Source organism: Bradyrhizobium sp. JHI2711, assembly GCF_056156565.1.
In genome coordinates, this window is sequence record NZ_JBPZPT010000006.1 from 70,708 (window position 1) to 97,474 (window position 26,767).

Here is a 26,767-nt window from a genome sequence, read left to right on the forward strand (position 1 = left end):
CTTACAGACCGGTGGTGACGTCGATCCGGTGACCCTCTTCGAGGGTCACGATCGCGCGTTTGCTGTTCGACTGCGAGCCGATGGTGCCGCGGAAGGCCTTGACCTTGCCCTTGCGGACCAGCGTGTTGACGCTCTTGACCTTGACGTCGAACAGCTTCTCGATCGCTTCCTTGATTTGCGGCTTGGTCGCCTTGGCGGCCACCTTGAACAGCACCTTGTTGTGCTCCGAGGCGATCGTCGCCTTTTCGGTCACGACCGGCGACAGGATCACGTCGTAGTGGCGAGGCTCGATGTTCTTGCTCATTTGAAGCGCGCCTCCAGCGCATCGATGGCGGCCTTGGTCAGAACGAGCTTCTGACGGCGCAGGATGTCATAGACGTTGATGCCCTGGATCGGCAGCACGTCCATGTTCGGGATGTTGCGAGCCGCAGCGGCGAAGCCGTTGTTGAGCTCGGCACCGTCGATGATCAGCGCGTTGGTGAGGCCGAGGCCCGAGAAGTGGCCGAGCAGCGCCTTGGTCTTGGCGGCTTCCAGCGCGGCCTTCTCGATCACGACGAGATCGCCGTCCTTGGCCTTGGCCGAGAGCGCATGCTTCAGAGCGAGCGCACGGACCTTCTTCGGCAGGTCGGTGGCGTGCGAACGCACCACCGGACCGAAGGCACGACCGCCGCCGCGGAACTGCGGCACGCGGGCCGAGCCGTGACGAGCACCGCCGGTGCCCTTCTGCTTGTACATCTTCTTGCCGGTGCGCCAGATCTCGGCGCGGCCCTTGGCCTTGTGCGTGCCGGCCTGGCGCTTGTTGAGCTGCCACTGCACGCAGCGCGCGATGATGTCCTCGCGCGGCTCGAGGCCGAAAATGGCGTCGGACAGCTGGACGGAGCCGGCTTCCTTACCTTCGAGGGTGGTGACCTTCAATTCCATCTCACGCCTCCTGCGCAGCCGGAGCGGCTTCCGCGTCGCCAGCAACCTTAAACTTGCCGGGCTTCGGGGCTTCCTTCGGCAGCGGCTTTTTGACGGCGTCGCGCACGCGGATCCAGCCGCCCTTGGAGCCGGGAACGGCGCCTTCGACGAGGATCAGGCCGCGCTCGACATCGGTCTGGACGACGCGAAGGTTGAGCGTGGTGATGCGATCGACACCCATGTGGCCGGGCATCTTCTTGTTCTTCCAGGTCTTGCCGGGGTCCTGACGGCCACCGGTCGAACCGATCGAGCGGTGCGAGATCGACACACCGTGCGTGGCGCGCAGACCGCCGAAGTTCCAGCGCTTCATGCCCCCGGCGAAGCCCTTACCGACCGAAGTGCCGGTGACGTCGACGAACTGGCCGACGACGAAGTGGTCGGCCTGGATCTCGGCGCCGACCGGGATCATGGCGTCCGCGGTGACGCGGAATTCCTCGACCCGGCGCTTCGGCTCGACCTTGGCGACCGCGAACTGGCCGCGCTCGGCCTTCGGCATGTAAACGGTCTTGCGGCTGCCCGAACCGAGCTGGAGCGCGACGTAACCGTTCTTCTCTTCGGTGCGGTGGCCTACGACCTGGCAATTGCCGAGCTTCAGCACGGTCACGGGGATATGTTCGCCGGCCTCCGTGAAGACCCGCGTCATCCCGACCTTTTGTGCGATCACTCCGGAGCGCATCGGCTTGCTTCCTGTTCTCTTTGTCCGCTTTTGGCGAACGGGATCCAAAATCTTAGAGCTTGATCTCGACGTCGACACCGGCGGCCAGGTCGAGCTTCATCAAAGCATCGACGGTTTGCGGGGTCGGATCGACGATGTCGAGCAGGCGCTTGTGAGTGCGCATCTCGAACTGTTCGCGGCTCTTCTTGTCGACGTGGGGCGAACGGTTGACGGTGAACTTCTCGATGCGGGTGGGCAGCGGAATGGGTCCGCGGACCTGCGCGCCGGTGCGCTTCGCCGTGTTCACGATCTCACGGGTCGACGTATCGAGGATACGATGGTCGAACGCCTTGAGACGGATACGAATGTTTTGGCCGTTCATTGCCGAATCTTTCTTAGTGAGTGGCGAGTAGCGAATAGCGAATAGAAACTATTCGCCACTCGCCATTCCCTATTCGCGTTGTTACTCGATGATCGAGGCGACGACGCCGGCGCCGACGGTGCGGCCGCCTTCGCGGATCGCGAAGCGGAGCTTCTCTTCCATCGCGATCGGCACGATCAGGTGCACTTCCATCGCGATGTTGTCGCCCGGCATTACCATCTCGGTGCCTTCCGGCAGGTGCACGACACCGGTCACGTCGGTGGTGCGGAAGTAGAACTGCGGACGGTAGTTGGTGAAGAACGGGGTGTGGCGACCGCCCTCTTCCTTGGTGAGGATGTAGGCCTCAGCCTTGAACTTGGTGTGCGGCTTGACCGAACCGGGCTTGGCCAGAACCTGGCCGCGCTCGACGTCCTCGCGCTTGGTGCCGCGGAGCAGCGCGCCGATGTTGTCGCCGGCCTGGCCCTGATCGAGCAGCTTGCGGAACATTTCGACGCCGGTGACGGTGGTCTTCTGGGTGGCGCGGAGACCGACGATCTCGATTTCCTCGCCGACCTTGACGACGCCGCGCTCGACACGGCCGGTCACGACGGTGCCGCGGCCCGAGATCGAGAACACGTCTTCAACCGGCATCAGGAACGGCTGGTCGATCGGACGCTCCGGCTGCGGGATGTACTCGTCGACGTTCTTCATCAGCTCGAGGATGGCGTCGTGGCCGAGCTTCTTGTCGGAGTCTTCGAGAGCGGCGAGCGCCGAACCCTTGATGATCGGAATCTTGTCGCCGGGGAATTCGTACTTGGAAAGCAGCTCGCGGACTTCGAGCTCGACGAGCTCGAGCAGCTCCGGATCGTCGACCATGTCGCACTTGTTGAGGAACACGACGAGCGCGGGCACACCGACCTGGCGGGCGAGCAGGATGTGCTCGCGGGTCTGCGGCATCGGGCCGTCAGCGGCCGACACAACCAGGATCGCGCCGTCCATCTGGGCAGCGCCGGTGATCATGTTCTTGACGTAGTCGGCGTGGCCGGGGCAGTCGACGTGGGCGTAGTGGCGGTTCGGCGTCTCGTACTCGACGTGCGCGGTCGAGATGGTGATGCCGCGGGCCTTCTCTTCCGGCGCCTTGTCGATCTGGTCGTACGCGGTGAACGTCGCACCGCCGGCTTCGGCGAGAACCTTGGTGATCGCCGCGGTCAGCGACGTCTTGCCATGGTCGACGTGACCGATGGTGCCGATGTTGCAGTGCGGCTTGGTACGTTCAAACTTTGCTTTGGCCATTTGACTCTCCGTTCAATCGTCAGCTTTCAACCGACGACAATCAGGCAAACTTCTTCTGGACTTCTGCCGACACGTTGGCCGGCGCTTCTGCGTAGTGATCGAACTGCATGGTGAAGGTCGCGCGACCCTGGCTCATCGAGCGCAGATTGTTCACGTAACCGAACATGTTCATGAGCGGCACCATCGCGTTGATGACGTTGGCGTTGCCGCGCATGTCCTGCCCCTGGATCTGACCGCGCCGGGAATTCAGGTCGCCGATGACCGAGCCGGTGTAGTCTTCCGGGGTCACCACCTCGACCTTCATGATCGGCTCGAGCAGGACCGACTTGCCCATCTGCAGCGCTTCGCGGAAGCAGGCGCGCGAGGCGATTTCGAAGGCGAGCGCCGACGAGTCGACGTCGTGATACTTGCCGTCGACCAGCTGCACCTTGACGTCGACCACGGGGAAGCCCGCGACCACGCCGGACGACAGCACGCTCTCCAGGCCCTTCTCGACGCCCGGGATGTATTCCTTCGGCACCGCGCCACCGACGATCTTCGATTCGAACTCGAAGCCCTTGCCGGGCTCGTTCGGCTCGACGATGAACGACACGGCCGCGAACTGGCCGGTACCGCCGGTCTGCTTCTTGTGGGTGTAGCTGTGCTCCACCCGCTTGGTGATGCGCTCACGGAACGCCACCTGCGGCGCGCCGATGTTGGCGTCGACCTTGTAGGTGCGCTTGAGGATGTCGACCTTGATGTCGAGGTGGAGTTCGCCCATGCCCTTGAGGATGGTCTGGCCGGACTCGTGGTCGGTCGACACGCGGAAGGACGGATCCTCCGCGGCGAGCTTGGCCAGCGCCACGCCCAGCTTCTCCTGGTCGGCCTTGGACTTCGGCTCGATCGCGATCTCGATGACCGGCTCGGGAAACTCCATCTTCTCCAGGATCACCTGCTTGTCGGGATCGCACAGCGTGTCACCGGTGCGCGCTTCCTTCAGACCGGCCAGCGCGACGATGTCGCCGGCATAGGCTTCCTTGATGTCCTCGCGGTTGTTCGCATGCATCAACAGCATGCGCCCGATCCGCTCCTTCTTCTCGCGGGTCGAGTTCACGACGCCGGTGCCGCTCTGCAGGATGCCGGAATAGATGCGGCAGAAGGTGATGGTGCCGACGAACGGGTCGTCCATGATCTTGAACGCGAGCAGCGCCAGCGGCTCCTTGTCGTCCGCCTTGCGCACGACCTCGTTGCCCTTGTCGTCGGTGCCCTTGATCGCGGGCACGTCGAGCGGCGACGGCAGATAGTCGACCACGGCGTCGAGCAGCGGCTGCACGCCCTTGTTCTTGAAGGCCGAGCCGCACAGCACGGGATAAAACGCGCCGGTCAGCACCGCCTTGCGGATCAGGCGCTTCAGGGTCGCCTCGTCCGGCTCCTTGCCATCGAGATAGGCGGCCATGGCATCGTCGTCGAGCTCGACGGCGGCTTCCACCATCTTCTCGCGGTATTCCTTGGCCTGGTCGGCAAGGTCTTCCGGAATATCGACATAATCGAACTTGGCACCGAGCGACTCGTCGTTCCAGACGACGCCCTTCATCTTCACGAGGTCGACAAGACCCTTGAAGTTGTTCTCGGCACCGATCGGAAGCTGGATCGCGACGGGCTTGGCGCCCAGACGGTCGACAATGTCCGCCAGACACTTGAAGAAGTCGGCACCGATCTTGTCCATCTTGTTGGCGAAGACGATGCGCGGAACCTTGTACTTGTCGCCCTGGCGCCAGACGGTCTCGGTCTGAGGCTCGACGCCCTGGTTGGAGTCGAGCACGCAGACGGCGCCGTCGAGCACGCGGAGCGAACGCTCGACTTCGATGGTGAAGTCGACGTGACCGGGCGTGTCGATGATGTTCAGGCGCTTGCCGTTCCAGAACGCGGTGGTCGCAGCCGAGGTGATCGTGATGCCACGCTCCTGCTCCTGCTCCATCCAGTCCATCGTCGCGGCACCTTCGTGCACTTCGCCGATCTTGTGGCTCTTGCCGGTGTAATAGAGGATGCGCTCGGTCGTCGTGGTCTTGCCGGCGTCGATATGCGCCATGATACCGAAGTTACGGTAGTCCTCGATGGCATGTTGGCGGGGCATGGGTCGTTCCTTGCGAGTCCGAGTGTGTCGCCGTTACCAGCGGTAGTGCGAGAAGGCGCGGTTGGCTTCCGCCATGCGGTGCACGTCTTCGCGCTTCTTGACGGCGTTCCCCCGGTTGTTCGATGCGTCCAAGAGCTCCGCCGAGAGCCGCTCGGTCATGGTCTTCTCGTTGCGCTCGCGCGCAGCCGCGATCAGCCAGCGAATGCCGAGCGCCTGCCGGCGGGTCGAGCGGACCTCGACCGGAACCTGGTAGGTCGCGCCGCCGACGCGGCGGGAGCGGACCTCGATGGTCGGCATGACGTTCTCGAGCGCCTGCTCGAACACGCCGAGCGGGTTCTGCTTGGTCTTGGATTCGATGATGCCGAACGCACCATAGACGATGCCTTCCGCAACCGACTTCTTGCCGGCGTACATCACCGAGTTCATGAACTTCGTGACGATGATGTTCCCGAACTTCGGATCCGGAAGAACTTCGCGCTTTTCCGCAGAGTGGCGACGAGACATAGGCTTGGTTCCCGCTTACTTCGGACGCTTGGCGCCGTACTTCGAACGACGCTGCTTACGGTTCTTGACGCCCTGGGTGTCCAGAACGCCGCGGAGGATGTGATAGCGCACGCCCGGCAAGTCCTTGACGCGGCCGCCGCGGATCATGACCACCGAGTGCTCCTGGAGGTTATGGCCCTCGCCAGGGATGTAGCCGATCACCTCGAAGCCGTTGGTCAGGCGCACCTTGGCAACCTTACGAAGCGCCGAGTTCGGCTTCTTCGGGGTCGTGGTGTAGACGCGCGTGCAAACACCACGCTTCTGCGGCGACTGCTGCAGCGCCGGCACCTTCTTGCGCGACTTCTGCACTTCCCGCGGTTGAGCGATCAGCTGGTTGATCGTCGGCATACTGGCCTTCACCCTTTTTCTGCCGCGGCCCCTCTCGGGTCCGCTGTCTTGCCGCGGCCCGTCACCGGGTCCGCAAATTCTGCTCGAGCTACCCGCCCGAACGGGCCGCCTGGCGCGAAAGACCCGCGCAAAGCGAAATTGCGCCAACCGCTCCATCAACGAGCGGAAAGCGCTTCGACGCCACAGAGGACCGCAGTCTCGAAGCCGTTCAGCGTAACGCCGCGGCCCGCGCACTGAGGTCATGCATCCGAATTCGATCTCAAGAGAACGTGCTCGAGAGAACTAAAGTCGCACTGGCATTGCCTAGCTATGATCGACAGCGTTTGAGCGGCATTCGTCGAGGTTGGTGCCCGTCTTTGCGACCCCTGGCAGATCTAGTCTTTGGGGATCAACGGGTGGCCCGTTCCGACGCTGGCGATGCTCACCGCCTGTCGTTAAGTGAGGCGCTTTCTATAAGTGGGAATCGGTCAAGTCAAGGTGAAACGACAGTCACAAAGCGCTTCATGCGCCTGCAAAAAATCGCCTCTTCGCCGCCTCCCCCGCGCCTGCCTGATATAGGACCGAGGCGACTGACTGCCAGATCTGAGAACAATTTTACCCGGGCTTAATGTAGTTTTATTACCAAGCTGAGGGGGTTTTTCTCCTGCTAGCGCTCAGTTTGCGGGCTGGTGGCCGGTCTACCAGCTTTTCCCGGCCCGCCGCGATGCCCGGTGTGACGCGGCTTCAGCCCGGACTGGTCGATCCGCGAATGGCTCTTGCCCCAAACCATGCGTGCGAAAAAACGCGGCGCGCGGCGGCCGAACGCCTTGCATCAGAGAATCGACGAGTCGACGCTGAACCGCGCGTTGCCTGTGAGACGAGACGATCAGACGCGGCCGCTCGAAGCTCACCGCCCGCGGTTACTCCTCCTCGTCGTCCTCATCGTCATCGAGGTCTTCGTCCTCGTCGTCATCATTGCGGTCGGCGTCGGCGTGAGCTGCCGCGCCACGGGGCTGGTGGATCTGGTCGTTCCACAGCTTGCGATAGGTGCCATTCTTGGCGAGCAACTCGGCATGGGAACCGCGCTCGATCGCCCTGCCCCCTGAAATCACGATGATCTCGTCCATCTCGACCACCGAGGTCAGGCGGTGGGTCGACCAGATCATGGTGCGGCCCTTGGCGACCCTGAGCAGCGTGCGGTTGATCGCGGCCTCGGTGGTCTGGTCCAGCGCCGAGGTGGCTTCGTCCAGCAGCAGCACGGAGGGGTTGCGGATGATCGCGCGCGCGATCGCGATGCGCTGGCGCTGGCCGCCCGACAATGTGTCGCCGCGCTCGCCGACCGGCGTGTCGTAGCGCTGCGGCAGGCTCATGATGTAGCGGTGGATCTCGGCCTTCTTGGCCGCCTCCTCCACCTCCTCGTCCGTTGCGCCCTCCTTGCCGAGCCGGATGTTCTCGCGGATCGACATGTTGAACAGCATGTTCTCCTGGAACACCACCGCCATGCTCCGGCGCAGCGAGTCCAGCGTCACCTTGCGGACGTCGACCCCGTCGATGGTGACGCGGCCTTCGTCGGGCACGTAGAGCCGCAGGATCAAATTGAGCAGCGTGCTCTTGCCGGAGCCGCTCGGACCGACGATCGCGATGCGCTTGCCGGCATCGAGCTTGAGGCTGAGATTGTCCAGCACCGGCGTCTGACTGCCCTCGTACTGGAAGGTGACGTGATCGAAGGTAATGTCGTGGGTGATGCGCGGCAGATCGGGCGCGCCCGGCCGATCGGCGCTGCGGGTCGGCTCGTCGAGCAATTCCTGGATGTGGCGGATCGCGGCGGCCGAGGAGATCGACACCGGGATGAAATGCATCACATGGGCGATGTTGTAGGAGACCTCCCAGAACGCGCTCTCGAAGGTGACAAAGGTGCCGATGGTGATATGGCCCTTGGTCGCCAGATACGCGCCGATCGCGAGCACCACAAGGTGCAGGAGGAGCACCGAGATGGTGACGGTCCGCTCCACCATGGTCGAGAGGAATGTGGCCGAGGCCATCTTGTTGCGGGTCTCGTCGTTGCGCAACCGGAAGAAGCCGAACATCTTGCGTTGCAGGCTGAACGCCTTGATGACCGCCTGGGCGGCCACGTTCTCCTGGACTTGGCCCAGCAACGCCGATTCATTGAGCTTCTGTTCGTAATTGGCCTGCACCGCCTTCGGCGTCAGGATCCGCGGGCCGATCAGCGTGATCGGGAACACCAGCAGCGCGACGACGGCGAGCTGCCAGTTGAGGAACAGCATCAGGATGATGCCGGCGATCAGCTCCAGGAACGGCAGCGCGGCACTGTTGGCGAACGTCTTGACCGAGCCTTCGAAGGCCGAGAGATCGACCGAGAAGCGCGATAGGATCTCGCCGCGCCTGGTGCGGCCGAAATAGGCGGCGGGCAGGTCCTGGACGTGCTCGAACAGGCGTTTGCGAACATCGGAGATGACGCAAGCGGCGAGTCGCGCGTCCCAGCGTTCGTACCAGACCGCAACGATCGAGGTGAAGATGCCGGCGACGGCGAGCACGCCGAGGATCTTGTAGAGCGCCTGAAAATCCTCCTCGCCGAGCGCATCGTCGATCAGGAACTTGAGGCTGAGCGGCATGATGACGTTGAACAACGTCTCGACCACGACGCCGAATGCCACGAATGACAGCATCCGCTTGTAGTTGGAGAGATAGGGCTTGACGAACCCGACAATGGTCGCAAGGGCCCCGGCGGCTTCGCGCGCGGTAAAGACGACGAGGTCCTCGTCCTCATCGTCCTCGTCGAGCTCCAGCTCGTCATCCCCCTCGTCTTCGGCGTCCTCGTCGTCCTTGAGATCCGGCTTGGCAGCGTCGGCGAGCTTGCCATCGAGCCCGGCCGCCTCCTCCGCGGCGAGCTTCTGTTGATCGGGAGATAGAGGCTTGTCGCCAGGCAAGAAAGGCTTGGATGCCATGAAACCAACCGATGCTGACGGCCGGCATGACCGCAGAGAACGCAGGAAATAGCGGCAACCGCTATTGCACCGATTCTATGCGATCAAGATGAATTCGGCAAAACAATTGGCGAATTCGGTTGGCGTCCCCCGGGCTAGTCCTCGTCCTCGACCTTGTCGAAGAAGGAATAGCGCAAGCTGTCCGCGTCGGCGTACCACTGCCCCGGCCCCTTGTTGGCGGCGAGCGTCGCCTCCCACAGCGCATCGGTGCAATCCTTGCGGTGCATCGACAGGTCGAAGCCGTTGCCGAAGAACAGTTCGGACCATTCCCACCAAGTGCCGAGCTTCTTGACTCCGCGCAAGAGGTCGTAGCGGTCGATCAATGCCGGCGCCATGTCCGAGGTGATGGAGCCGAACACGAGGCCGGTCTTGACCACGCGGTTGAGCTCGCGGATCGCGCGGACCACTTGCTTCGGGGAAACGTGGCAGAGGCTGGTCTCGAACACGAAGTCGAACGTGCCGTCCTTGAACGGCATGTCGGTGATCGTGCCGAGCTTGTTGTACTTCTTCAACGCTTTCGGCGTCCTGGCGTGGATCGCGCGGTTGTTTTCGATTCCCCATGCATCGATGCCGCGATCGCGCAGGGCGCCGACCAGTTCGCCGCTGGCGGAGCCCGCGACCAGCAGCTTGGCGCCCGCCGCCCTGCCCCAGACGATGCCGATCAGCTTCGTCAGGTAGTCGGGATCGGTGAAGTGCCGCCACGCCTGATGATAGGGGCCGAGACCGCGATAATTCTCGAAATATTTGCGATCGATCTTGTCCGAGAGCGGCTTGTCGTCCTGCGCGCGCTGGCGGCGCAGCCGCATCATCTCGGTCAGGATGATGTCGGTCGCCGCGTCCGAGGAATCCAGTAGGCCGTTCAGCGTCGAATCGAACAGATAGTCGCCGACCACCACGATGCCGGGGTGCTCCTTCGGCTCGGGCCGGTGATTGGTCATGACGTCGCGCGCGGGCAAACCACCAGGCAGCGCGTTCACCGAGGACAGCCAGCGGTGGATCTTGCCTTCCATAAAGTGCAGACGCGCATCGCCGAGAGAAGCCGGCAGCGATTTCAGGGCGGCCTCGATCAGCTCCTGGTCCGACAGATTGGCAAAAGCCAGCGCATCGGAGCCGGGAATGAGCCAATTCAGAACACCATGCTTGCCGACGTCGTGACGTGCGCCCTCGTTGTAGACGCAGCAGCCGCCGAAGGCTTCCGACATGAACCAGGCACCCGGAATCTTGTCGCCCCAGAACGGCTCGTCGAACAGGATCGAGACGCGCAGATAGTGCGCGGGACGGTCGAAATAGGCCACGTGCTTGACCATCGACCTGCGCAGCTGCTCGCCCTCCCAGCCGAGAGTGGCGAGCCAGGAATGCGGCAGGCAGACCAGCACGAGATCGAAGTCACGGGTCTCCGGCCCCTTGCCGTTCATCATCTTGAGCTGATACCGGCCGGTCGGCGCCTTACCGACGGTGAGCACGCGGTGATTGAGCTGGATGTCGGCATTGACCTCCGACTGCAGGCATTCGATCAGCTGCTCGTTGCCGTTCTGGATGGAATAGAGGCCGATATAGCCGTCGACGTCCATCAGATAGTTCTTGAGCGCGTTGAGCCCGTTGGTGTTGTGGCTCTCGGTCGCGATGTCGGAACGCGCCATCACCTTGAAGAAGCGCTTTGCGGTGACGTCCTCGACCTCCTCGTCGAGCACCTGCTCGGCAGTCTTGTAGGCCCAGGGATGTTCGTTGTCGTGCGCGCCGACGCCCTCGTAATATTCCACCGGCGACATCACCTCGGCGCAGCGCTTGCGGAAGGCTTCGATCGCGGCGGCAGTCCTGGCGCCGTATTTGCGGCGCATGCCGGGAACGTCGTTGAGCAGCTCACCGCCGAACTGCACCTGCTCGGCATCCATCGGAATGGTCTGAAGGCCGAAATGCTGGATCAGCTCGCGCAGAGGATCCGGGCCTGTCATGGAGTAGTCGTAGATCTCGGCAACGCCGGCCTCGTACATCGCGGGCGCCGAATCGAACTTGCGGGTGACGATCTTGCCGCCGAGCCTGTCGGAGGCCTCGTAGATGGTGACGCGGCAGAGGTCGCCGAGCTTGCGCTTCAGGTACCAGGCGCTCATCAGCCCGCCGGGGCCGCCGCCTACGATTGCGAGATCAAGCATGAGAGTTCCGTGGTCTTCCGGCCCTGCCCCCTTGGCGGGACCACCGGTCTAAGGCGCCATAGCACAAGCGCTTTTGCGGCTGAAGGAAAGATGAACAAAGGTTGATCTCGCATCGCAACAAAGCAGCAAAAAGGCCGGCAAAAGCCGGCCTTTTCATTGTCCTCGGTATTCCTACGGATGAACGATCATTCCGCGGGCGGCAGCGCAGGAAGCTCGGCTTCCGGCGCCGGCGACACGACGGCGGCCTGCTTCTCCCGCTCGTCCAGGATCAGCTTGTCGCGCTTCATGGCGACTTCGCGGATCTTGGCCATGGAGGCGCCGGTGCCCGCCGGGATCAGCCGGCCGACGATGACGTTCTCCTTGAGGCCTTCGAGCGGATCGATCTTGCCGTTGACCGCCGCCTCGGTGAGGACGCGGGTGGTCTCCTGGAACGATGCCGCCGAGAAGAAGGAGCGGGTCTGGAGGCTCGCCTTGGTGATGCCGAGCAGAACCGGCGTTCCCGTGGCGGGCTTCTTGCCCTCTTCCTTGGCCTTCACGTTCAGCGCGTCGAACTCGATCTTGTCGACCTGCTCGCCGGAGATCATGTCCGTGTCGCCCTGGTCGGTGATTTCCACCTTCTGGAGCATCTGACGGACAATCACCTCGATGTGCTTGTCGTTGATGAGCACGCCCTGCAGCCGGTAGACCTCCTGGATCTCGTTGACCAGATAGGCAGCGAGCTCCTCGATGCCCTTGACCGCGAGGATGTCGTGCGGCGCCGGGTTGCCTTCCACGATGAAGTCGCCCTTTTCGACGACGTCGCCGTCCTGAAGGTGGATGTGCTTGCCCTTCGGGATCAGGTACTCGCGCGGCTCGTCGGTCTTGTCCATCGGCTCGATCGAGATGCGACGCTTGTTCTTGTAGTCGCGCCCGAACCGGATGGTGCCCGCGATTTCGGCGATGATCGCCGCATCCTTCGGGCGCCGAGCCTCGAACAGTTCCGCCACCCGCGGCAGACCGCCGGTGATGTCACGCGTCTTGGCGCTTTCGGTCGAGACACGGGCGAGGATGTCGCCCGGCTGGACCTTGGCTCCGATGTCGACCGAGAGAATGGCGTCGACCGACAGCATGTAGCGGGCATCGCCGCCACGGGCGAGCTTGAGCACCTTGCCGTCCTTGCCCTTCACCACGATGGCCGGACGCAGGTCCGAGCCGCCGCGCGTCGAACGCCAGTCGATGACCACGCGCTTGGCGATACCGGTGGCCTCGTCGAGCGTTTCCGAGATCGACTGCCCCTCGACCAGATCCTCGAAGCCGATGGTTCCTTCGACCTCGGTGAGCAGCGGACGGGTGTAGGGATCCCATTCGACGATGCGCTGGCCGCGCTTGACCATGTCGCCCTCGTCGACGTGCAGACGCGAACCGTACTGGATACGGTGCGTCGCACGCTCGGTGCCGTCGGCATCGACGATCGCGACAACCATGTTGCGCACCATCGCGATCAGGTGACCTTCGCTGTTGCGGGCGATGGCCTTGTTCCTGATCACGATCTTGCCGTCGAAGTTGGCTTCGACGAAGGACTGCTCGTTGAGCTGCGCCGCACCGCCGATGTGGAAGGTGCGCATGGTGAGCTGGGTGCCCGGCTCGCCGATCGACTGCGCCGCGATGACGCCAACCGCTTCGCCGTGGTTGACCGGCGTGCCGCGGGCGAGGTCGCGGCCGTAGCACTTGCCGCAGATGCCGTTGACGAGCTCGCAGGTCAGCGCCGAGCGGATCTTCACCTCCTGGATGCCGGCCTGATGGATGGCATCCACGTGGCTCTCTTCCATCAGCGTATCGCGCTTGACGATCACCTGGCCCGAGCTGTCACGCACGTCTTCGCAGGCCGTGCGTCCGAGGATGCGCGAGCCGAGCGAGGCGACCACGGTACCGGCGTCGACGATGGCGCGCATCTTGATGCCGAGCTTGGTGCCGCAGTCGCTCTGCGTGATGATGCAGTCCTGCGCCACGTCGACGAGACGACGGGTCAGGTAGCCGGAGTTCGCGGTCTTCAACGCGGTGTCCGCGAGGCCCTTGCGGGCGCCGTGGGTCGAGTTGAAGTACTCGAGCACCGAGAGGCCTTCCTTGAAGTTCGAGATGATCGGCGTCTCGATGATCTCGCCCGACGGCTTGGCCATCAGGCCGCGCATGCCGGCGAGCTGGCGCATCTGGGCCGGCGAACCGCGGGCACCGGAGTGAGCCATCATGTAGATCGAGTTGATGTCGGCGTCGGCTCCGCTCGCCGTCTTCTTGGTGGCGGAGATCTCCTTCATCATCGCCTTGGCGATTTCTTCCGTGGCCTTCGACCAGGCGTCGACGACCTTGTTGTACTTCTCGCCATGGGTGATCAGGCCGTCGTTGTACTGCTGCTCGAAATCCTTCGCCAGCGTACGGGTGGTGTCGACGATCTTCCACTTGCCGTGCGGCACGACCATGTCGTCCTTGCCGAACGAGATGCCGGCCTTGAACGCGTTGTAGAAGCCGAGCGCCATGATGCGGTCGCAGAAGATCACCGTCTCCTTCTGGCCGCAGTGGCGGTAGACCTGGTCGATGACGCCGGAGATCTCGCGCTTGGTCATCAGCTTGTTGATGATCTCGTAGGAGATGCGCGGGTTCTTCGGCAGCAGATTGCCGAGCATGACGCGGCCGGCGGTGGTCTCGATCCAGCGCTTGGAGACCTTGCCGGTCTCGTCCATGCCTTCCCACCGGTACTTGATCTTGGTGTGGAGGTGGATGACCTTCGCGTGCAGCGCATGCTCGAGCTCGGCCATGTCGCCGAACACCTTGCCCTCGCCGGGCAGGCCTTCGCGCATGATCGAGACGTAGTACAGACCGAGCACGATGTCCTGCGACGGCACGATGATCGGCTGGCCGTTCGCGGGATGCAGGATGTTGTTGGTCGACATCATCAGGACGCGCGCTTCCAGCTGCGCTTCGAGCGACAGCGGAACGTGCACGGCCATCTGGTCGCCGTCGAAGTCGGCGTTGAACGCGGAGCAGACCAGCGGGTGAAGCTGGATCGCCTTGCCCTCGATCAGCACGGGCTCGAATGCCTGAATGCCGAGGCGGTGCAGCGTCGGGGCGCGGTTGAGCAGCACCGGATGCTCGCGGATCACCTCGTCCAGGATGTCCCAGACCTCGGGCCGTTCCTTCTCGACCAGCTTCTTGGCCTGCTTCACGGTGGTGGACAGGCCCTTGGCGTCGAGCCGCGAATAGATGAACGGCTTGAACAGCTCGAGCGCCATCTTCTTCGGCAGGCCGCACTGATGCAGGCGCAGCTCGGGACCGACCACGATCACCGAACGGCCCGAATAGTCGACGCGCTTGCCGAGCAGGTTCTGGCGGAAGCGGCCCTGCTTGCCCTTGAGCATGTCGGCGAGCGACTTCAGCGGACGCTTGTTGGCGCCGGTGATGACGCGGCCGCGGCGGCCGTTGTCGAACAGCGCATCGACCGCTTCCTGAAGCATGCGCTTCTCGTTGCGGATGATGATGTCGGGCGCGCGCAGCTCCATCAGCCGCTTCAAGCGGTTGTTGCGGTTGATGACGCGGCGATAGAGGTCGTTGAGATCAGAGGTCGCGAAACGGCCGCCGTCCAGCGGCACCAGCGGACGCAGGTCCGGCGGAATCACCGGGATCACGGTCATGATCATCCATTCCGGCTTGTTGCCGGAATGGCGGAACGCTTCCACGATCTTCAGACGCTTGGCGAGCTTCTTGTGCTTGATGTCGGAGTCGGTCTCCTGCATCTCGGCACGCAGCGAGGCCTCGAGCTTCTCGAGGTCCATGCCCTTGAGCAGCTCGCGGATCGCCTCGGCGCCGATCATGGCGGTGAAGCTGTCCTGGCCGTACTCGTCCTGCGCCTTCAGATACTCGTCTTCCGACAGCAGCTGACGGTCCTTCAGCGCGGTGAGGCCCGGCTCGAGCACGACGTAATATTCGAAGTAGAGGATCCGCTCGAGATCCTTCAGCGTCATGTCGAGCAGGAGGCCGATGCGCGAGGGCAGCGACTTCAGGAACCAGATATGCGCGACGGGGGCTGCGAGTTCGATATGACCCATGCGCTCGCGCCGGACGCGCGACAGCGTGACCTCGACCGAGCACTTCTCGCAGATGATGCCCTTGTACTTCATGCGCTTGTACTTGCCGCACAAGCACTCGTAGTCCTTGATCGGCCCGAAGATGCGGGCGCAGAACAGGCCGTCGCGCTCGGGCTTGAAGGTACGATAGTTGATGGTCTCCGGCTTCTTGATCTCGCCGTAGGACCAGGACAGAATCTTCTCTGGAGACGCGATCGAGATCCGGATCTGGTCGAAGACCTGAGCCGGCGTCGTCGGGTTGAAGAGATTCATAATTTCTTGGTTCATCGTCTTCTCCTCGCGTGCCGGTCGCCTCCGGCCGCAAATTCGAAAATCACTTCTGCATGGCGCCCTGCCCTCAAGGCCTCGGGCGGGGCGCCGATGCCCGGCCGCGAAGGCCGGGCATGACAGGTCGAATTACTCGGCCGCTTCCGACGTCGGCGCCGGTCCCATCTTGGAGTTGTGCAGGTCGACGTTGAGGCCGAGCGAGCGCATTTCCTTGACCAGCACGTTGAACGATTCCGGAATACCGGCCTCGAACGTGTCGTCGCCGCGCACGATCGCCTCGTACACCTTGGTACGGCCGGCGACGTCGTCCGACTTCACCGTCAGCATCTCCTGGAGCGTGTACGCCGCGCCGTAAGCCTCGAGCGCCCACACCTCCATTTCGCCGAAGCGCTGGCCGCCGAACTGCGCCTTGCCGCCCAGCGGCTGCTGGGTGACGAGCGAGTACGGACCGATCGAACGCGCATGGATCTTGTCGTCGACCAGATGGTGCAGCTTGAGCATGTAGATGTAGCCCACCGTCACCTTGCGATCGAACGGATCGCCGGTGCGGCCGTCATAGACGGTCGACTGACCCGAAGCGTCGAGACCAGCAAGCTTCAGCATCTCCTCGATATCGGCTTCCTTGGCGCCGTCGAACACCGGGGTTGCGATCGGCACGCCGCGGCTGAGGTTATGGCCGAGTTCGAGCAGCTCGTTGTCGTTGAGCGACTTGATCGTCTCGTCCTCGCCGTAGACCTTCTTCAAGGTCTCCTTCAGCGGCTTGATGTCCTGCTTCGACAGGTACGCATCGACGGTCTGGCCGATACGCTTGCCGAGGCCGGCGCAGGCCCAGCCGAGATGGGTCTCGAGGATCTGTCCGACGTTCATGCGCGAAGGCACGCCGAGCGGATTGAGCACGATGTCGGCATGCGTGCCGTCTTCGAGGAACGGCATGTCCTCGATCGGCACGATCTTCGACACCACGCCCTTGTTGCCGTGGCGGCCGGCCATCTTGTCGCCGGGCTGGATCTTGCGCTTCACCGCGACGAAGACCTTGACCATCTTCATCACGCCGGGCGGCAATTCGTCACCGCGCTGAAGCTTCTCGACCTTGTCGAGGAAGCGCTGTTCCAGTCCCTTCTTCGACTCGTCGTACTGCTTCCGCATGGCCTCGATCTCGGCCATCAGCTTGTCGTTCGGCGAAGCGAACAGCCACCATTGCGACTTCGGATACTCCTCGAGCACCGCACGGGTGATCTTGGTGTCCTTCTTGAAGCCCTTGGGACCTGCAATGCCCTGCCGCCCCTCGAGCAGCTCGGCAAGACGGTTGTAGACGTTGCGGTCCAGGATCGCCTGCTCGTCGTCGCGGTCCTTGGCGAGGCGCTCGATCTCCTCCCGCTCGATCGCCAGCGCACGCTCGTCCTTGTCGACGCCGTGGCGGTTGAACACGCGCACTTCGACGATGGTGCCCTGCACGCCCGGGGGAACGCGCAGCGAGGTGTCGCGGACGTCGGAGGCCTTCTCGCCGAAGATGGCGCGCAGCAGCTTCTCTTCCGGCGTCATCGGGCTTTCGCCCTTCGGCGTGATCTTGCCGACCAGGATGTCGCCGGCGCGCACTTCCGCGCCGATGTAGACGATACCGGCTTCGTCGAGGTTCTTCAGCGCTTCTTCCGAGACGTTCGGAATGTCGCGGGTGATTTCCTCAGGTCCGAGCTTGGTGTCGCGGGCCATCACCTCGAACTCCTCGATGTGGATCGAGGTGAAGACGTCCTCCTTCACGATCCGCTCGGAGAGCAGGATCGAGTCTTCGAAGTTGTAGCCGTTCCACGGCATGAACGCGACCAGCACGTTGCGGCCGAGCGCGAGCTCGCCGAGATCGGTCGAAGGACCGTCGGCGATGATGTCGCCCTTCCTGACGACGTCGCCGACCTTCACCAGCGGACGCTGGTTGATGCAGGTCGACTGGTTCGAGCGCTGGTACTTCATGAGGCGGTAGATATCGACGCCCGACTTGGTCGGATCGAGATCTTCCGTGGCGCGGATGACGACGCGGGTCGCATCAATCTGGTCGATCACGCCCGAACGGCGCGCCGCGATCGCAGCGCCCGAGTCACGGGCAACCACGCCCTCCATGCCGGTGCCGACGAACGGCGCCTCGGCGCGAACCAGCGGCACCGCCTGGCGCTGCATGTTCGAGCCCATCAGCGCGCGGTTGGCGTCGTCGTTCTCGAGGAACGGGATCAGCGCCGCGGCGACCGAAACGAGCTGCTTCGGCGACACGTCCATGTAGTCGACCTTGTCGGGCGTCATCGGCACGACGTCGCGGGTGCCGCTCGAACGGCAGACCACGAGGTCTTCGGTGAAGCGGCCCTTGGCGTCGACCGGCACGTTGGCCTGGGCCACGGAATAGCGCCCTTCCTCCATCGCCGACAGGTACACGACCTCGTCGGTGACACGGCCATCCTTGACCTTGCGATACGGCGTCTCGACGAAGCCGTACTTGTTCACGCGCGCGAAGGTCGCGAGCGAGTTGATCAGGCCGATGTTCGGACCTTCCGGCGTCTCGATCGGGCAGATGCGGCCGTAATGCGTCGGGTGCACGTCGCGCACCTCGAAGCCGGCGCGCTCGCGGGTGAGACCGCCCGGTCCGAGCGCCGAGAGGCGGCGCTTGTGGGTGATCTCGCTGAGCGGGTTGGTCTGGTCCATGAACTGCGAGAGCTGCGAGGAGCCGAAGAACTCGCGCACCGCGGCGGCGGCCGGCTTGGCGTTGATCAGGTCCTGCGGCATGACCGTGTCGATGTCGACCGAGGACATGCGCTCCTTGATCGCGCGCTCCATGCGCAACAGGCCGATGCGGTACTGGTTCTCCATGAGCTCGCCGACCGAACGCACGCGGCGGTTGCCGAGATGGTCGATGTCGTCGATCTCGCCCTTGCCGTCGCGCAGATCCACCAGCGTCTTGATGACCGAGAGGATGTCCTCCTTGCGCAGCGTGCGCTGGGTGTCGGGCGCATCGAGGTCGAGGCGCATGTTCATCTTGACGCGGCCGACCGCGGAGAGGTCGTAGCGCTCGGCGTCGAAGAACAGCGACTGGAACATGGCCTGCGCCGATTCCAGCGTCGGCGGCTCGCCCGGACGCATCACGCGGTAGATGTCGAACAGCGCGTCCTCGCGCGTCATGTTCTTGTCGGCCGAGAGCGTGTTGCGGATGTAGGGGCCGACATTGACGTGGTCGATGTCGAGCAGCGGCAGTTCTTTGTAGCCCTGCTCGTTGAGCGCCTTCATCAGCTTGTCGGTGATCTCCTCACCGGCCTCGGCGTGGATCTCACCGGTCTTGGGGTTGACGAGATCCTCGGCGACGTAATTGCCGACCAGTTCCTCGTCGGCCATGCGCAGCGCCTTCAGCCCCTTCTCCTGGAGCTGGCGGGCGGCGCGGACGGTGAGCTTCTTGCCGGCCTCGAGCACGACCTTGCCGGTGTCGGCATCGATCAGGTCGTTGACCGTGGAGTAGCCGCGGAAGCGGTTGGCGTCGAACGGAACGCGCCAGCCTTCCTTGGTCCGCTTGTAGAGAATCTTCTTGTAGAACGTGGACAGGATCGCCTCGCCGTCGAGGCCGAGGGCGAACATCAGCGACGTCACCGGAATCTTGCGGCGACGGTCGATACGCGCATAGACGATGTCCTTGGCGTCGAACTCGATGTCGAGCCAGGAACCGCGATAGGGGATGACGCGGGCGGCGAACAGCAGCTTGCCCGAGGAATGGGTCTTGCCCTTGTCGTGGTCGAAGAACACGCCGGGCGAACGGTGCATCTGCGAGACGATGACGCGCTCGGTGCCGTTGACGATGAAGGTGCCGTTCATCGTCATGAGCGGGATGTCGCCCATGTAGACGTCCTGCTCCTTGATGTCCTTCACCGACTTCGCGCCGGTTTCCTCGTCGATATCGAACACGATGAGGCGCAGCGTCACCTTGAGGGGCGCAGCGAAGGTCATGCCGCGCTGGCGGCACTCGTCGACGTCGTATTTCGGCTGCTCGAACTCGTAGCGGACGAATTCCAGCATCGAGGTGCCGGAGAAGTCGGAGATCGGAAACACCGAGCGGAACACCGCCTGCAGACCCTCGTCGAGACGTCCGCCCTGGGGTTCGTCCACCATCAGGAACTGGTCATAGGACGCCTTCTGAACCTCGATGAGGTTCGGCATCTCGGCGACTTCCTTGATGTGTCCGAAGAACTTGCGAACGCGTTTGCGACCGGTGAATGTCTGCTGCGCCATCGTGGCCTCTCATTTTCGTCGCCCGCCCTGGGCGCACCGTCCGGACCGCGGCTGCCACCGCTTTCCGGGTTGAATTTTCGAACCCGTCTTGGGGGGCCGGAGACGCAGTTTCAGGCGCCGATGTCCTGAATCTGTTCTTCAGACCTTCAAAACGCAAAACGACGCGCGGGGCGCAGATGCGCGCCCGCCCGTCACAACGATCATCTTCACGGACTGCAAAAGCCCGAAATAGCCTGCTCTCCCAACGGCTTACAGGGAAATCCGGCATCCCTGCCCACCGCGCTTTCGTGCTGCCGACCCGATATGGGGCGACAATAGTGCAGATTCGAGGGTCAAACCCTCAAATCCCCACACTTTTTCGTGTTTGGCCTGCGTCGGATCGTTCCGTCGCACGCCTTTTGCATTCCGGTCCACCCTCTCGAAGGGGGACCAGGATCCCGGGCAGAGCCGTTGCCCGCCCGGGATCCCGCCAGTAAGCAGTGCTTACTTGAGCTCGACCTTGGCGCCAGCCTTCTCGAGCTGGGCCTTGATCTTGTCGGCTTCGTCCTTGTTCACGCCTTCCTTCAGCGGCTTCGGAGCACCCTCGACGAGGTCCTTTGCTTCCTTCAGGCCGAGACCGGTGATGGCGCGGACTTCCTTGATGACCTCGATCTTCTTGTCGCCGGCGCTGGCGAGAACGACCGTGAACTCGGTCTTCTCTTCCGCCGGAGCGGCAGCACCGCCGCCGCCAGCGGCCGGGCCGGCCACGGCGACAGCCGCGGCAGCCGAAACGCCCCACTTCTCTTCGAGGAGCTTCGCGAGTTCGGCAGCTTCGAGCACGGTCAGGCTCGAGAGGTCGTCAACGATCTTCTGCAGGTCAGCCATTGTTCAGTTTCCTTAACTGTAAGTCTGGTTCGGGTTTGAGTTTTGCGAAGGGCGTCAGGCCGCTTCGCCCTTTGAGGCATGAGCCTGGATGACGCGCGCGAGCTTGCCCGCGGGCGCGTTGGCGAGCTGGGCCAGCTTGGTCGCCGGGGCCACGATGAGGCCGACGATCTTGCCGCGCAGTTCGTCAAGCGACGGCAGCGAGGCAAGCGCCTTCACGCCGTCGACATTCAGGACGGTCTTCCCCATCGATCCGCCGACGATGACGAACTTTTCGTTCGCCTTGGCGAATTCGATGGCGACCTTTGGCGCCGCTACCGGATCGTTCGAAGTCGCGATCACGGTCGGCCCCTTCAGCATGGGGCCGATGGCAACGACGTCAGTGCCTTCAAGAGCAATTTTGGCGAGACGGTTCTTCGAGACCTTCACCGCGGCACCCGCCTGCTTCATCTGCTGGCGCAGCTTCTGCATCTGGGCGACGGTGAGGCCGGAATATTGAGCAACGATCGCGACGCTCGTGGTCTTGAAGACCTCGTTGAGCTGTTCGACCGCTTCTTTTTTTGCCGCTCGTTCCACAGCAAGCTCTCTCCGGTTGGCGGTCATCGCGAGAAGCGGGACCGCCGGGTTGCACCCATCGTCCCGCCCAAACCTGAACCTCCGGGTCAAAAACCCATCGGACACGCCGGGCAAGACGACAATTCAAAGCCTGCCCTCCGGGAGCCCAAGGGCCCACGGCGTGTCGAGGTCCGAACCAGACCCGTTTCGCAAAACCAGCCCTTAAAGCTGGATGCGAAGTGAAATCCGGTCTTCACCCGTCTATGCAGGCCATGCGATTAAGCCGTTGAGGAATCGAAATTCCCCGCGGGCGCCTGCAGTCTTGGACAGGACGAGGTCAGCCGGCGAACCGCCCGACCTCTGCCCGCATCCCTGCCAAAAGACGGATCTTCCTTCCTTTTCGGGCAAATCCTCACGGACGTCCTGAAAAGGAATGATCTCCTGTCGTGTCGGGTTTTCGGAATGCGTGCACGAACGCGCCAGCCGAGGCCGGCACGTCCGGAGGCGGTTCTTTAACCGCTCGGAGCCTGCTTGCCAAGAGCAAAATTCACACCAGTTCCAATCGATTGGCGGTTGGCCTTGAGATGGCCCAACAAGGGCCGATTCAGGCCGATTTGATCCGGTACGGCAGCGTTTTGCCCTCGAAGAATGCGGTCAGGTTGGCCAGCACGCAGTTCTGCATGGCGACGTGCGAATCCAGGGTGTGGCCGCCGATATGCGGGGCGAACACCACGTTGGGGAGTTCGGTCAGGGCGTCAGGCGCGTGCGGTTCCTTCTCGAAGACGTCGAGGCCCGCCCCCGCGATGGTCTTGTCGGTGAGCGCCGCGACCAGCGCCTTCTCGTCGATGACGGAGCCGCGGGAGATGTTGACGACGTAGCCCTCCGCCCCGAGGCGCCTGAGGATATCGGCGTTGACGGCATGTTGCGTCTCGGCCCCTGCCCGCACCGCGATCATCAGGACGCTGCACCAATCGGCGAGCGCCTCCAGGGTCTGAAAGTACTGATAGGGCAGATCATACCGGGTGCGGCTGAAATAGCCGACCTCGCTCTCGAAAGCAGCACAGCGCGCGCCGATCTTGCGGCCGATCTCACCCATGCCGTAGATGCCGATGCGGCGGCCGGGCATGCCGGCCTGGGGACGCATCATCGGTGACTGTTTCGAGGCCGCCCAATCGCCGCTGCGGACATATTGGTCGGCCACCAAAATCCGCCGCGTCGTCGCCAGCATCAAGGTCATCGCGATGTCGGCGACAGAAGCCGCATTGGCACCTGGGCTGTGACCGACCGCGATGTTCCGGCTGGCCGCCGCCTTCAAGTCGACGCCATCATAGCCAGTCCCATAGCAGACGATGGCGCCGAGCTTCGGAAACAGGTCCATCGCCTCCGCACCGAGTGGCGAGCCGCCAGCAGTCAGCAGTGCGCGGATGCCGCCCAGCTCCTCCGCCGGAAACACCTCCCGCACGGGCTTGCCGCCGGTGTCGAGCAGCTCGAACCGCTCGGCGAAGCGCGCCATCATCGACTTGGGAAAGCGCGAGTAGATCAGGACCTTGTCAGCCATTGTTGTTGTTTCCGAAGAGCGCCGCCACAAACGACGAGGGGCGGAATCGGTCGCCCGATCCCGCCCCTCGCCTCATGCAATTTCCAAACCTCAGCCGAGAATGGTGCCCGGCTCGACCTTCACGCCGGGGCCCATCGTCGAGGACACCGCAACGCGCTGGATGTAGGTGCCCTTGGAACCGGCCGGCTTCGCCTTGGAGACCGCGTCAGCCAGAGCCTTGATGTTCTCGACCAGCTTCTCCTCGGAGAACGAGGCCTTGCCGACGCCGGCCTGCAGGATGCCGGCCTTCTCGACGCGGAACTCGACCGAGCCGCCCTTGGCGCCCTTCACCGCACCGGTGACGTCCATGGTCACGGTACCGATCTTCGGGTTCGGCATCAGGCCGCGCGGGCCGAGCACCTTACCGAGGCGGCCGACCAGCGGCATCATGTCGGGGGTGGCGATACAGCGGTCGAAATCGATCGTGCCGTTCTGCACCTTCTCGACCAGGTCCTCGGCGCCGACGACGTCCGCACCGGCGGCCTTGGCTTCATCGGCCTTGGCGCCGCGGGCGAACACGCCGACGCGGAGCGTACGGCCGGTGCCGTTTGGCAGGGTCACGACACCGCGGACCATCTGGTCGGCGTGGCGCGGATCGACGCCGAGATTGATCGCGACCTCGATGGTCTCGTCGAACTTCGCTTTCGCGCGTTCCTTGACCATCTTGATGGCGTCCGCGAGCGGGTAAAGCTTTTCGCGGTCAATGCCTTCGCGGGCTTTGTTCAAACGCTTTCCGATTGCCATGGCCGCTTACCCCGCAACTTCCAGACCCATCGAACGGGCCGAGCCCTCGACCATCTTCATGGCCGATTCGATGGTGTCGCAATTCAAGTCCTTCATCTTCTTCTCGGCGATCTCGCGCACCTGCGCCTTGGTCACCTTGCCGGCCTTGTCGCGGCCCGGCGCCTTCGAGCCGGACTGGATTTTTGCAGCCTGCTTGAGGAAGTAGGACATCGGCGGCGTCTTCATCTCGAAGGTGAAGGAACGGTCCGCATAGATGGTGATGATCACCGGGATCGGGGTGTTCTTCTCTTCCTTCTGGGTCTGGGCGTTGAACGCCTTGCAGAACTCCATGATGTTGAGACCGCGCTGACCGAGCGCGGGACCGATCGGGGGCGAGGGATTCGCCGCGCCGGCCGGGACCTGAAGCTTCAGGTATCCGGTCACTTTCTTTGCCATGTATCACTCCTGTTGTGCCGGCAGGACCGGCGGTTTCAGGTTCGTGGTCTGGGTCGGATGCGGCTGGCAACCGCCCCTCCCTCCCACGGCCTCTTGTTGCGCGAGACCGAAGCCTCCCGCGTTACCCGATCAGACCTTCTCGACCTGACCGAATTCCAGCTCGACCGGCGTCGCGCGGCCGAAGATCGACACGGCGACCTTCACGCGCGAGCGCGCCTCGTCGATTTCCTCGACCACACCCGAGAACGAGGCGAACGGGCCGTCGGCCACGCGCACGTTCTCGCCGATCTCGAACGACACCGACGCCTTCGGCCGTTCCACGCCCTCTTGCACCTGGTGCAGGATGCGCATGGCCTCGGCTTCCGAGATCGGCATCGGCTTGTTCTCGGCGCCGAGGAAGCCCGTGACCTTCGGCGTGTTCTTGATCAGATGGAACGCCTCGTCGGTCAGCTTCATCTTCACCAGCACGTAGCCGGGGAAGAACTTGCGCTCGGCGTCGATCTTGCGGCCGCGGCGCACTTCCGTGACCTTCTCGGTTGGAACCAGCACCAGCTCGAACAGCTCCTCGAGCCCGCGCTGCTTGGCCTGCTCGCGGATCGATTCGGCGACCTTCTTCTCGAAGTTCGAATAGGCGTGGACGATGTACCAGCGCTTGTCGGACACTTGAGCGGTTGCTGTTGCCATCATTGAATGCCCAGGAGGAAGGTGACGAGGTAACGAATGATCAGGTCGGCGGCGAAGAAGAAGATCGAGGCCACGGCGACCATGACGAACACCATGATGGTGGTGATCGTGGTCTCACGGCGGGTCGGCCAGGTGACCTTGGCAGTCTCCGAGCGCACTTCCTGCAAGAACTTGAACGGGCTGACTGCCATCGTTTGGGGTCCAGCGTCCGTCGACAGACGCAAATGAATTTCAGGGATCCGAACAGCCGCCGTTGGCCCAGCCCTCTGTCTCGAAGGATGAGCCGGAAACCGGGCTCGATTGTTCGGGGATTTCAAGGCCGCGCCGGAAATCCGCGTCTAACGGGCCGGCTGCGAGTGCCGGGTATCTACTGCGGATGCGGCCAAAGGTCAAGGTAGAGAGAGTTCGCCCGGGCAGGCCGCCCTGCCCCCGACGGTCGTGCAGAGGCCATGTGGATCAAGGACTTGTCGACCGCCCCGAACGCGCTATCCCCGGCAAGGCCATCGGGAGCCCGGCACCGTCAGTCGGCCCGGTCGACCATGGAAATCCCCGGCAGCGGCACCACGAACTTCCCGCCTTCGGCGAAATAGCGGGCGTGCTTGGCCCGGATCGGGTCAACATAGCGCCAGGCGAAGACCACGACGAAAGCGGGCTTGCGCTCGTAAAGGGCGGCAGGCGGCAGGATCGGGATGTCATAGCCGGGACCGGCCATCACCTTCCCCTTGTTGGGGTCGTCGTCCACCAGGAAGTCGATCTTGTTCTCCAGGCCGAACTGCGGCAGCAGCGTCGTGGTGCCCACGGAGACACCATAGCCGGCGACCAGCTGACCGCGCGCATGGGCGGCATCGGCCATCGCGACCAGTTCGTCACGGATGGCGGCGATCCTCTTCACATACGGCGCATAATAGGCCGGCTGATCGACACCGAGCCGCTCTTCCTCGGCAACGAAACGCGCGACCTCGGCCGACGGTTTCTTGGCGCCGCCGGCGCGCTGCACGGTCACGCGGATCGAGCCGCCTTTGGTCCAGATGTGCTGGACGTCGATCAGCTCCATGCCGAGCCGGGCGAAGAAACGGATCAACGGCTTTATGTTAAAATACGACAGATGCTCGTGATAGACGGTATCGAGCAGGTTCTTCTCGGTGACGTCGACGCCGTATTGCGTTTCGAAGACAAACAATCCGTCCGGCGCCAGCACGTCGCGAACCCCGATCACCAGGGGATCCAGATTGTCGACATTGGCGATCATGTTGTTGGCGATCACGACGCTCGCCGCGCCATGGCTCTGCAGGATGCGGCGGCCGATAGCATCGGTGAAGAAATCGCCGATGGTCTCGATGCCCGCCTCCGTGGCGCGCCGCGCGATGTCGACGGCGGGATCGACGCCCAGCACCCGCATCCCCCGCTCCTTGAAGAAGCCGAGCAGCGATCCGTCATTGCTGCCGAGCTCGACCACCAGCGAACCCGGCGCGATGCCGAAACGGCTGACGACGTCGTCGGCATAGGTAGCGAAATGCTCGCGCAGGCCGAGCGAGAGCGAGGTGGTATAGACGTAGTTGCGATACTGGATCTCCGGATTGCCGACTTGGAGAATCTGTAGGTGACCGCAGTCCCGGCACAGATGCAGCGCCATCGGGACCGCAGCGCGGAAGACGGGATCGTCGACGCTGGCGTTCGGCACCTGGAAGTTCGGCGTGCCGATCGGCATGCCCGCCATCGGGACAACCAGCTCTTGCTTGTCGGAATGACAGAGGCGGCAGGTATTGCGGAGGTAGAACAGGTTTTTCATCGTGCAACCGAAGAATGAGTTACGCGCGCGAGTGAAGTAATCCCACCCTGTGAAGACCA

At 63.4% G+C, this 26,767-nt stretch carries 20 protein-coding genes; all 20 read right to left on the reverse strand.

Translation table 11 applies throughout. The annotated features are described in order from the left end of the window. Position 1: 1 nt before the first annotated feature. The gene (locus ACTEK7_RS33235; RefSeq protein ID WP_025036992.1) at positions 2-304 is read right to left on the reverse strand and encodes a 50S ribosomal protein L23; all 303 of its coding nucleotides are present in this window, start codon (positions 302-304) and stop codon (positions 2-4) included. Continuing rightward, the gene (gene rplD / locus ACTEK7_RS33240; protein ID WP_018647243.1) at positions 301-921 is read right to left on the reverse strand and encodes a 50S ribosomal protein L4; all 621 of its coding nucleotides are present in this window, start codon (positions 919-921) and stop codon (positions 301-303) included. The genes ACTEK7_RS33235 and rplD overlap by 4 nt, the downstream gene beginning before the upstream one ends. 1 nt (position 922) lies before the next feature. Then, positions 923-1,636: a 50S ribosomal protein L3 gene (gene rplC, locus ACTEK7_RS33245; protein WP_025036993.1), complete on the reverse strand. Its 714-nt coding sequence runs from the start codon at positions 1,634-1,636 to the stop codon at positions 923-925. A gap of 52 nt (positions 1,637-1,688) precedes the next feature. Next, a complete protein-coding gene (gene rpsJ, locus ACTEK7_RS33250) occupies positions 1,689-1,997 on the reverse strand; it encodes a 30S ribosomal protein S10 (RefSeq protein ID WP_002712302.1) in 309 nt (102 codons plus the stop codon). A gap of 81 nt (positions 1,998-2,078) precedes the next feature. Next, positions 2,079-3,269 carry an elongation factor Tu gene (gene tuf / locus ACTEK7_RS33255; protein WP_025036994.1) on the reverse strand — a complete coding sequence of 397 codons (1,191 nt, stop codon included), beginning with the start codon at positions 3,267-3,269 and terminating at the stop codon, positions 2,079-2,081. A 40-nt stretch (positions 3,270-3,309) separates the two neighbouring features. Next, the gene (fusA, locus tag ACTEK7_RS33260; RefSeq protein WP_225147671.1) at positions 3,310-5,382 is read right to left on the reverse strand and encodes an elongation factor G; all 2,073 of its coding nucleotides are present in this window, start codon (positions 5,380-5,382) and stop codon (positions 3,310-3,312) included. 33 nt (positions 5,383-5,415) lie between these two features. Further along, entirely contained in the window at positions 5,416-5,886 is a 471-nt protein-coding gene (rpsG, locus tag ACTEK7_RS33265; protein WP_018647239.1) for a 30S ribosomal protein S7, read from the reverse strand. A gap of 15 nt (positions 5,887-5,901) precedes the next feature. Further along, positions 5,902-6,273, reverse strand: a complete 372-nt coding sequence (gene rpsL, locus ACTEK7_RS33270) for a 30S ribosomal protein S12 (RefSeq protein ID WP_007603006.1) — start codon at positions 6,271-6,273, stop codon at positions 5,902-5,904. 899 nt (positions 6,274-7,172) lie between these two features. Continuing rightward, complete coding sequence (locus tag ACTEK7_RS33275) at positions 7,173-9,218, reverse strand: ABC transporter ATP-binding protein (RefSeq protein WP_225147672.1); 2,046 nt, start codon at positions 9,216-9,218, stop codon at positions 7,173-7,175. A gap of 134 nt (positions 9,219-9,352) precedes the next feature. Beyond that, positions 9,353-11,407, reverse strand: a complete 2,055-nt coding sequence (locus tag ACTEK7_RS33280) for an FAD-dependent oxidoreductase (protein ID WP_225147673.1) — start codon at positions 11,405-11,407, stop codon at positions 9,353-9,355. A 185-nt stretch (positions 11,408-11,592) separates the two neighbouring features. After that, on the reverse strand, positions 11,593-15,789 hold the full coding sequence (gene rpoC, locus ACTEK7_RS33285) for a DNA-directed RNA polymerase subunit beta' (RefSeq protein WP_036011015.1): 4,197 nt from the start codon (positions 15,787-15,789) through the stop codon (positions 11,593-11,595). Positions 15,790-15,918: 129 nt separating this feature from the next. Continuing rightward, a complete protein-coding gene (rpoB, locus tag ACTEK7_RS33290; protein ID WP_036027612.1) occupies positions 15,919-20,043 on the reverse strand; it encodes a DNA-directed RNA polymerase subunit beta in 4,125 nt (1,374 codons plus the stop codon). A 483-nt stretch (positions 20,044-20,526) separates the two neighbouring features. After that, positions 20,527-20,907 (reverse strand): 50S ribosomal protein L7/L12, encoded by a 381-nt coding sequence (rplL, locus tag ACTEK7_RS33295; RefSeq protein ID WP_036027614.1) that lies wholly within the window; start codon positions 20,905-20,907, stop codon positions 20,527-20,529. A 54-nt stretch (positions 20,908-20,961) separates the two neighbouring features. Beyond that, positions 20,962-21,480, reverse strand: coding sequence for a 50S ribosomal protein L10 (gene rplJ / locus ACTEK7_RS33300; protein ID WP_036010998.1), 519 nt, complete (start codon positions 21,478-21,480; stop codon positions 20,962-20,964). A gap of 583 nt (positions 21,481-22,063) precedes the next feature. Then, positions 22,064-23,017, reverse strand: a complete 954-nt coding sequence (locus ACTEK7_RS33305; protein ID WP_225147674.1) for a 2-hydroxyacid dehydrogenase — start codon at positions 23,015-23,017, stop codon at positions 22,064-22,066. 90 nt (positions 23,018-23,107) lie between these two features. Further along, on the reverse strand, positions 23,108-23,800 hold the full coding sequence (rplA, locus tag ACTEK7_RS33310) for a 50S ribosomal protein L1 (RefSeq protein ID WP_025037003.1): 693 nt from the start codon (positions 23,798-23,800) through the stop codon (positions 23,108-23,110). 6 nt (positions 23,801-23,806) lie between these two features. After that, positions 23,807-24,235: a 50S ribosomal protein L11 gene (gene rplK, locus ACTEK7_RS33315; protein WP_011088164.1), complete on the reverse strand. Its 429-nt coding sequence runs from the start codon at positions 24,233-24,235 to the stop codon at positions 23,807-23,809. Between the two features lie 129 nt (positions 24,236-24,364). Further along, positions 24,365-24,919, reverse strand: coding sequence for a transcription termination/antitermination protein NusG (gene nusG, locus ACTEK7_RS33320; RefSeq protein ID WP_018647229.1), 555 nt, complete (start codon positions 24,917-24,919; stop codon positions 24,365-24,367). Beyond that, the gene (secE, locus tag ACTEK7_RS33325) at positions 24,919-25,110 is read right to left on the reverse strand and encodes a preprotein translocase subunit SecE (protein WP_036010992.1); all 192 of its coding nucleotides are present in this window, start codon (positions 25,108-25,110) and stop codon (positions 24,919-24,921) included. The genes nusG and secE overlap by 1 nt, the downstream gene beginning before the upstream one ends. Before the next feature lie 329 nt (positions 25,111-25,439). Then, a complete protein-coding gene (locus ACTEK7_RS33330) occupies positions 25,440-26,708 on the reverse strand; it encodes a class I SAM-dependent methyltransferase (RefSeq protein ID WP_225147675.1) in 1,269 nt (422 codons plus the stop codon). Positions 26,709-26,767 lie beyond the last annotated feature (59 nt).

What these genes read in the sequence shown, in the direction of transcription:
- ACTEK7_RS33235 (WP_025036992.1), bottom strand. Translation starts at nt 304, where the DNA reads ATGAGCAAGAACATCGAGCCTCGCCACTACGACGTGATCCTGTCGCCG.
- rplD (WP_018647243.1), bottom strand. Translation starts at nt 921, where the DNA reads ATGGAATTGAAGGTCACCACCCTCGAAGGTAAGGAAGCCGGCTCCGTC.
- rplC (WP_025036993.1), bottom strand. Translation starts at nt 1,636, where the DNA reads ATGCGCTCCGGAGTGATCGCACAAAAGGTCGGGATGACGCGGGTCTTC.
- rpsJ (WP_002712302.1), bottom strand. Translation starts at nt 1,997, where the DNA reads ATGAACGGCCAAAACATTCGTATCCGTCTCAAGGCGTTCGACCATCGT.
- tuf (WP_025036994.1), bottom strand. Translation starts at nt 3,269, where the DNA reads ATGGCCAAAGCAAAGTTTGAACGTACCAAGCCGCACTGCAACATCGGC.
- fusA (WP_225147671.1), bottom strand. Translation starts at nt 5,382, where the DNA reads ATGCCCCGCCAACATGCCATCGAGGACTACCGTAACTTCGGTATCATG.
- rpsG (WP_018647239.1), bottom strand. Translation starts at nt 5,886, where the DNA reads ATGTCTCGTCGCCACTCTGCGGAAAAGCGCGAAGTTCTTCCGGATCCG.
- rpsL (WP_007603006.1), bottom strand. Translation starts at nt 6,273, where the DNA reads ATGCCGACGATCAACCAGCTGATCGCTCAACCGCGGGAAGTGCAGAAG.
- ACTEK7_RS33275 (WP_225147672.1), bottom strand. Translation starts at nt 9,218, where the DNA reads ATGGCATCCAAGCCTTTCTTGCCTGGCGACAAGCCTCTATCTCCCGAT.
- ACTEK7_RS33280 (WP_225147673.1), bottom strand. Translation starts at nt 11,407, where the DNA reads ATGCTTGATCTCGCAATCGTAGGCGGCGGCCCCGGCGGGCTGATGAGC.
- rpoC (WP_036011015.1), bottom strand. Translation starts at nt 15,789, where the DNA reads ATGAACCAAGAAATTATGAATCTCTTCAACCCGACGACGCCGGCTCAG.
- rpoB (WP_036027612.1), bottom strand. Translation starts at nt 20,043, where the DNA reads ATGGCGCAGCAGACATTCACCGGTCGCAAACGCGTTCGCAAGTTCTTC.
- rplL (WP_036027614.1), bottom strand. Translation starts at nt 20,907, where the DNA reads ATGGCTGACCTGCAGAAGATCGTTGACGACCTCTCGAGCCTGACCGTG.
- ACTEK7_RS33305 (WP_225147674.1), bottom strand. Translation starts at nt 23,017, where the DNA reads ATGGCTGACAAGGTCCTGATCTACTCGCGCTTTCCCAAGTCGATGATG.
- rplA (WP_025037003.1), bottom strand. Translation starts at nt 23,800, where the DNA reads ATGGCAATCGGAAAGCGTTTGAACAAAGCCCGCGAAGGCATTGACCGC.
- rplK (WP_011088164.1), bottom strand. Translation starts at nt 24,235, where the DNA reads ATGGCAAAGAAAGTGACCGGATACCTGAAGCTTCAGGTCCCGGCCGGC.
- nusG (WP_018647229.1), bottom strand. Translation starts at nt 24,919, where the DNA reads ATGGCAACAGCAACCGCTCAAGTGTCCGACAAGCGCTGGTACATCGTC.
- secE (WP_036010992.1), bottom strand. Translation starts at nt 25,110, where the DNA reads ATGGCAGTCAGCCCGTTCAAGTTCTTGCAGGAAGTGCGCTCGGAGACT.
- ACTEK7_RS33330 (WP_225147675.1), bottom strand. Translation starts at nt 26,708, where the DNA reads ATGAAAAACCTGTTCTACCTCCGCAATACCTGCCGCCTCTGTCATTCC.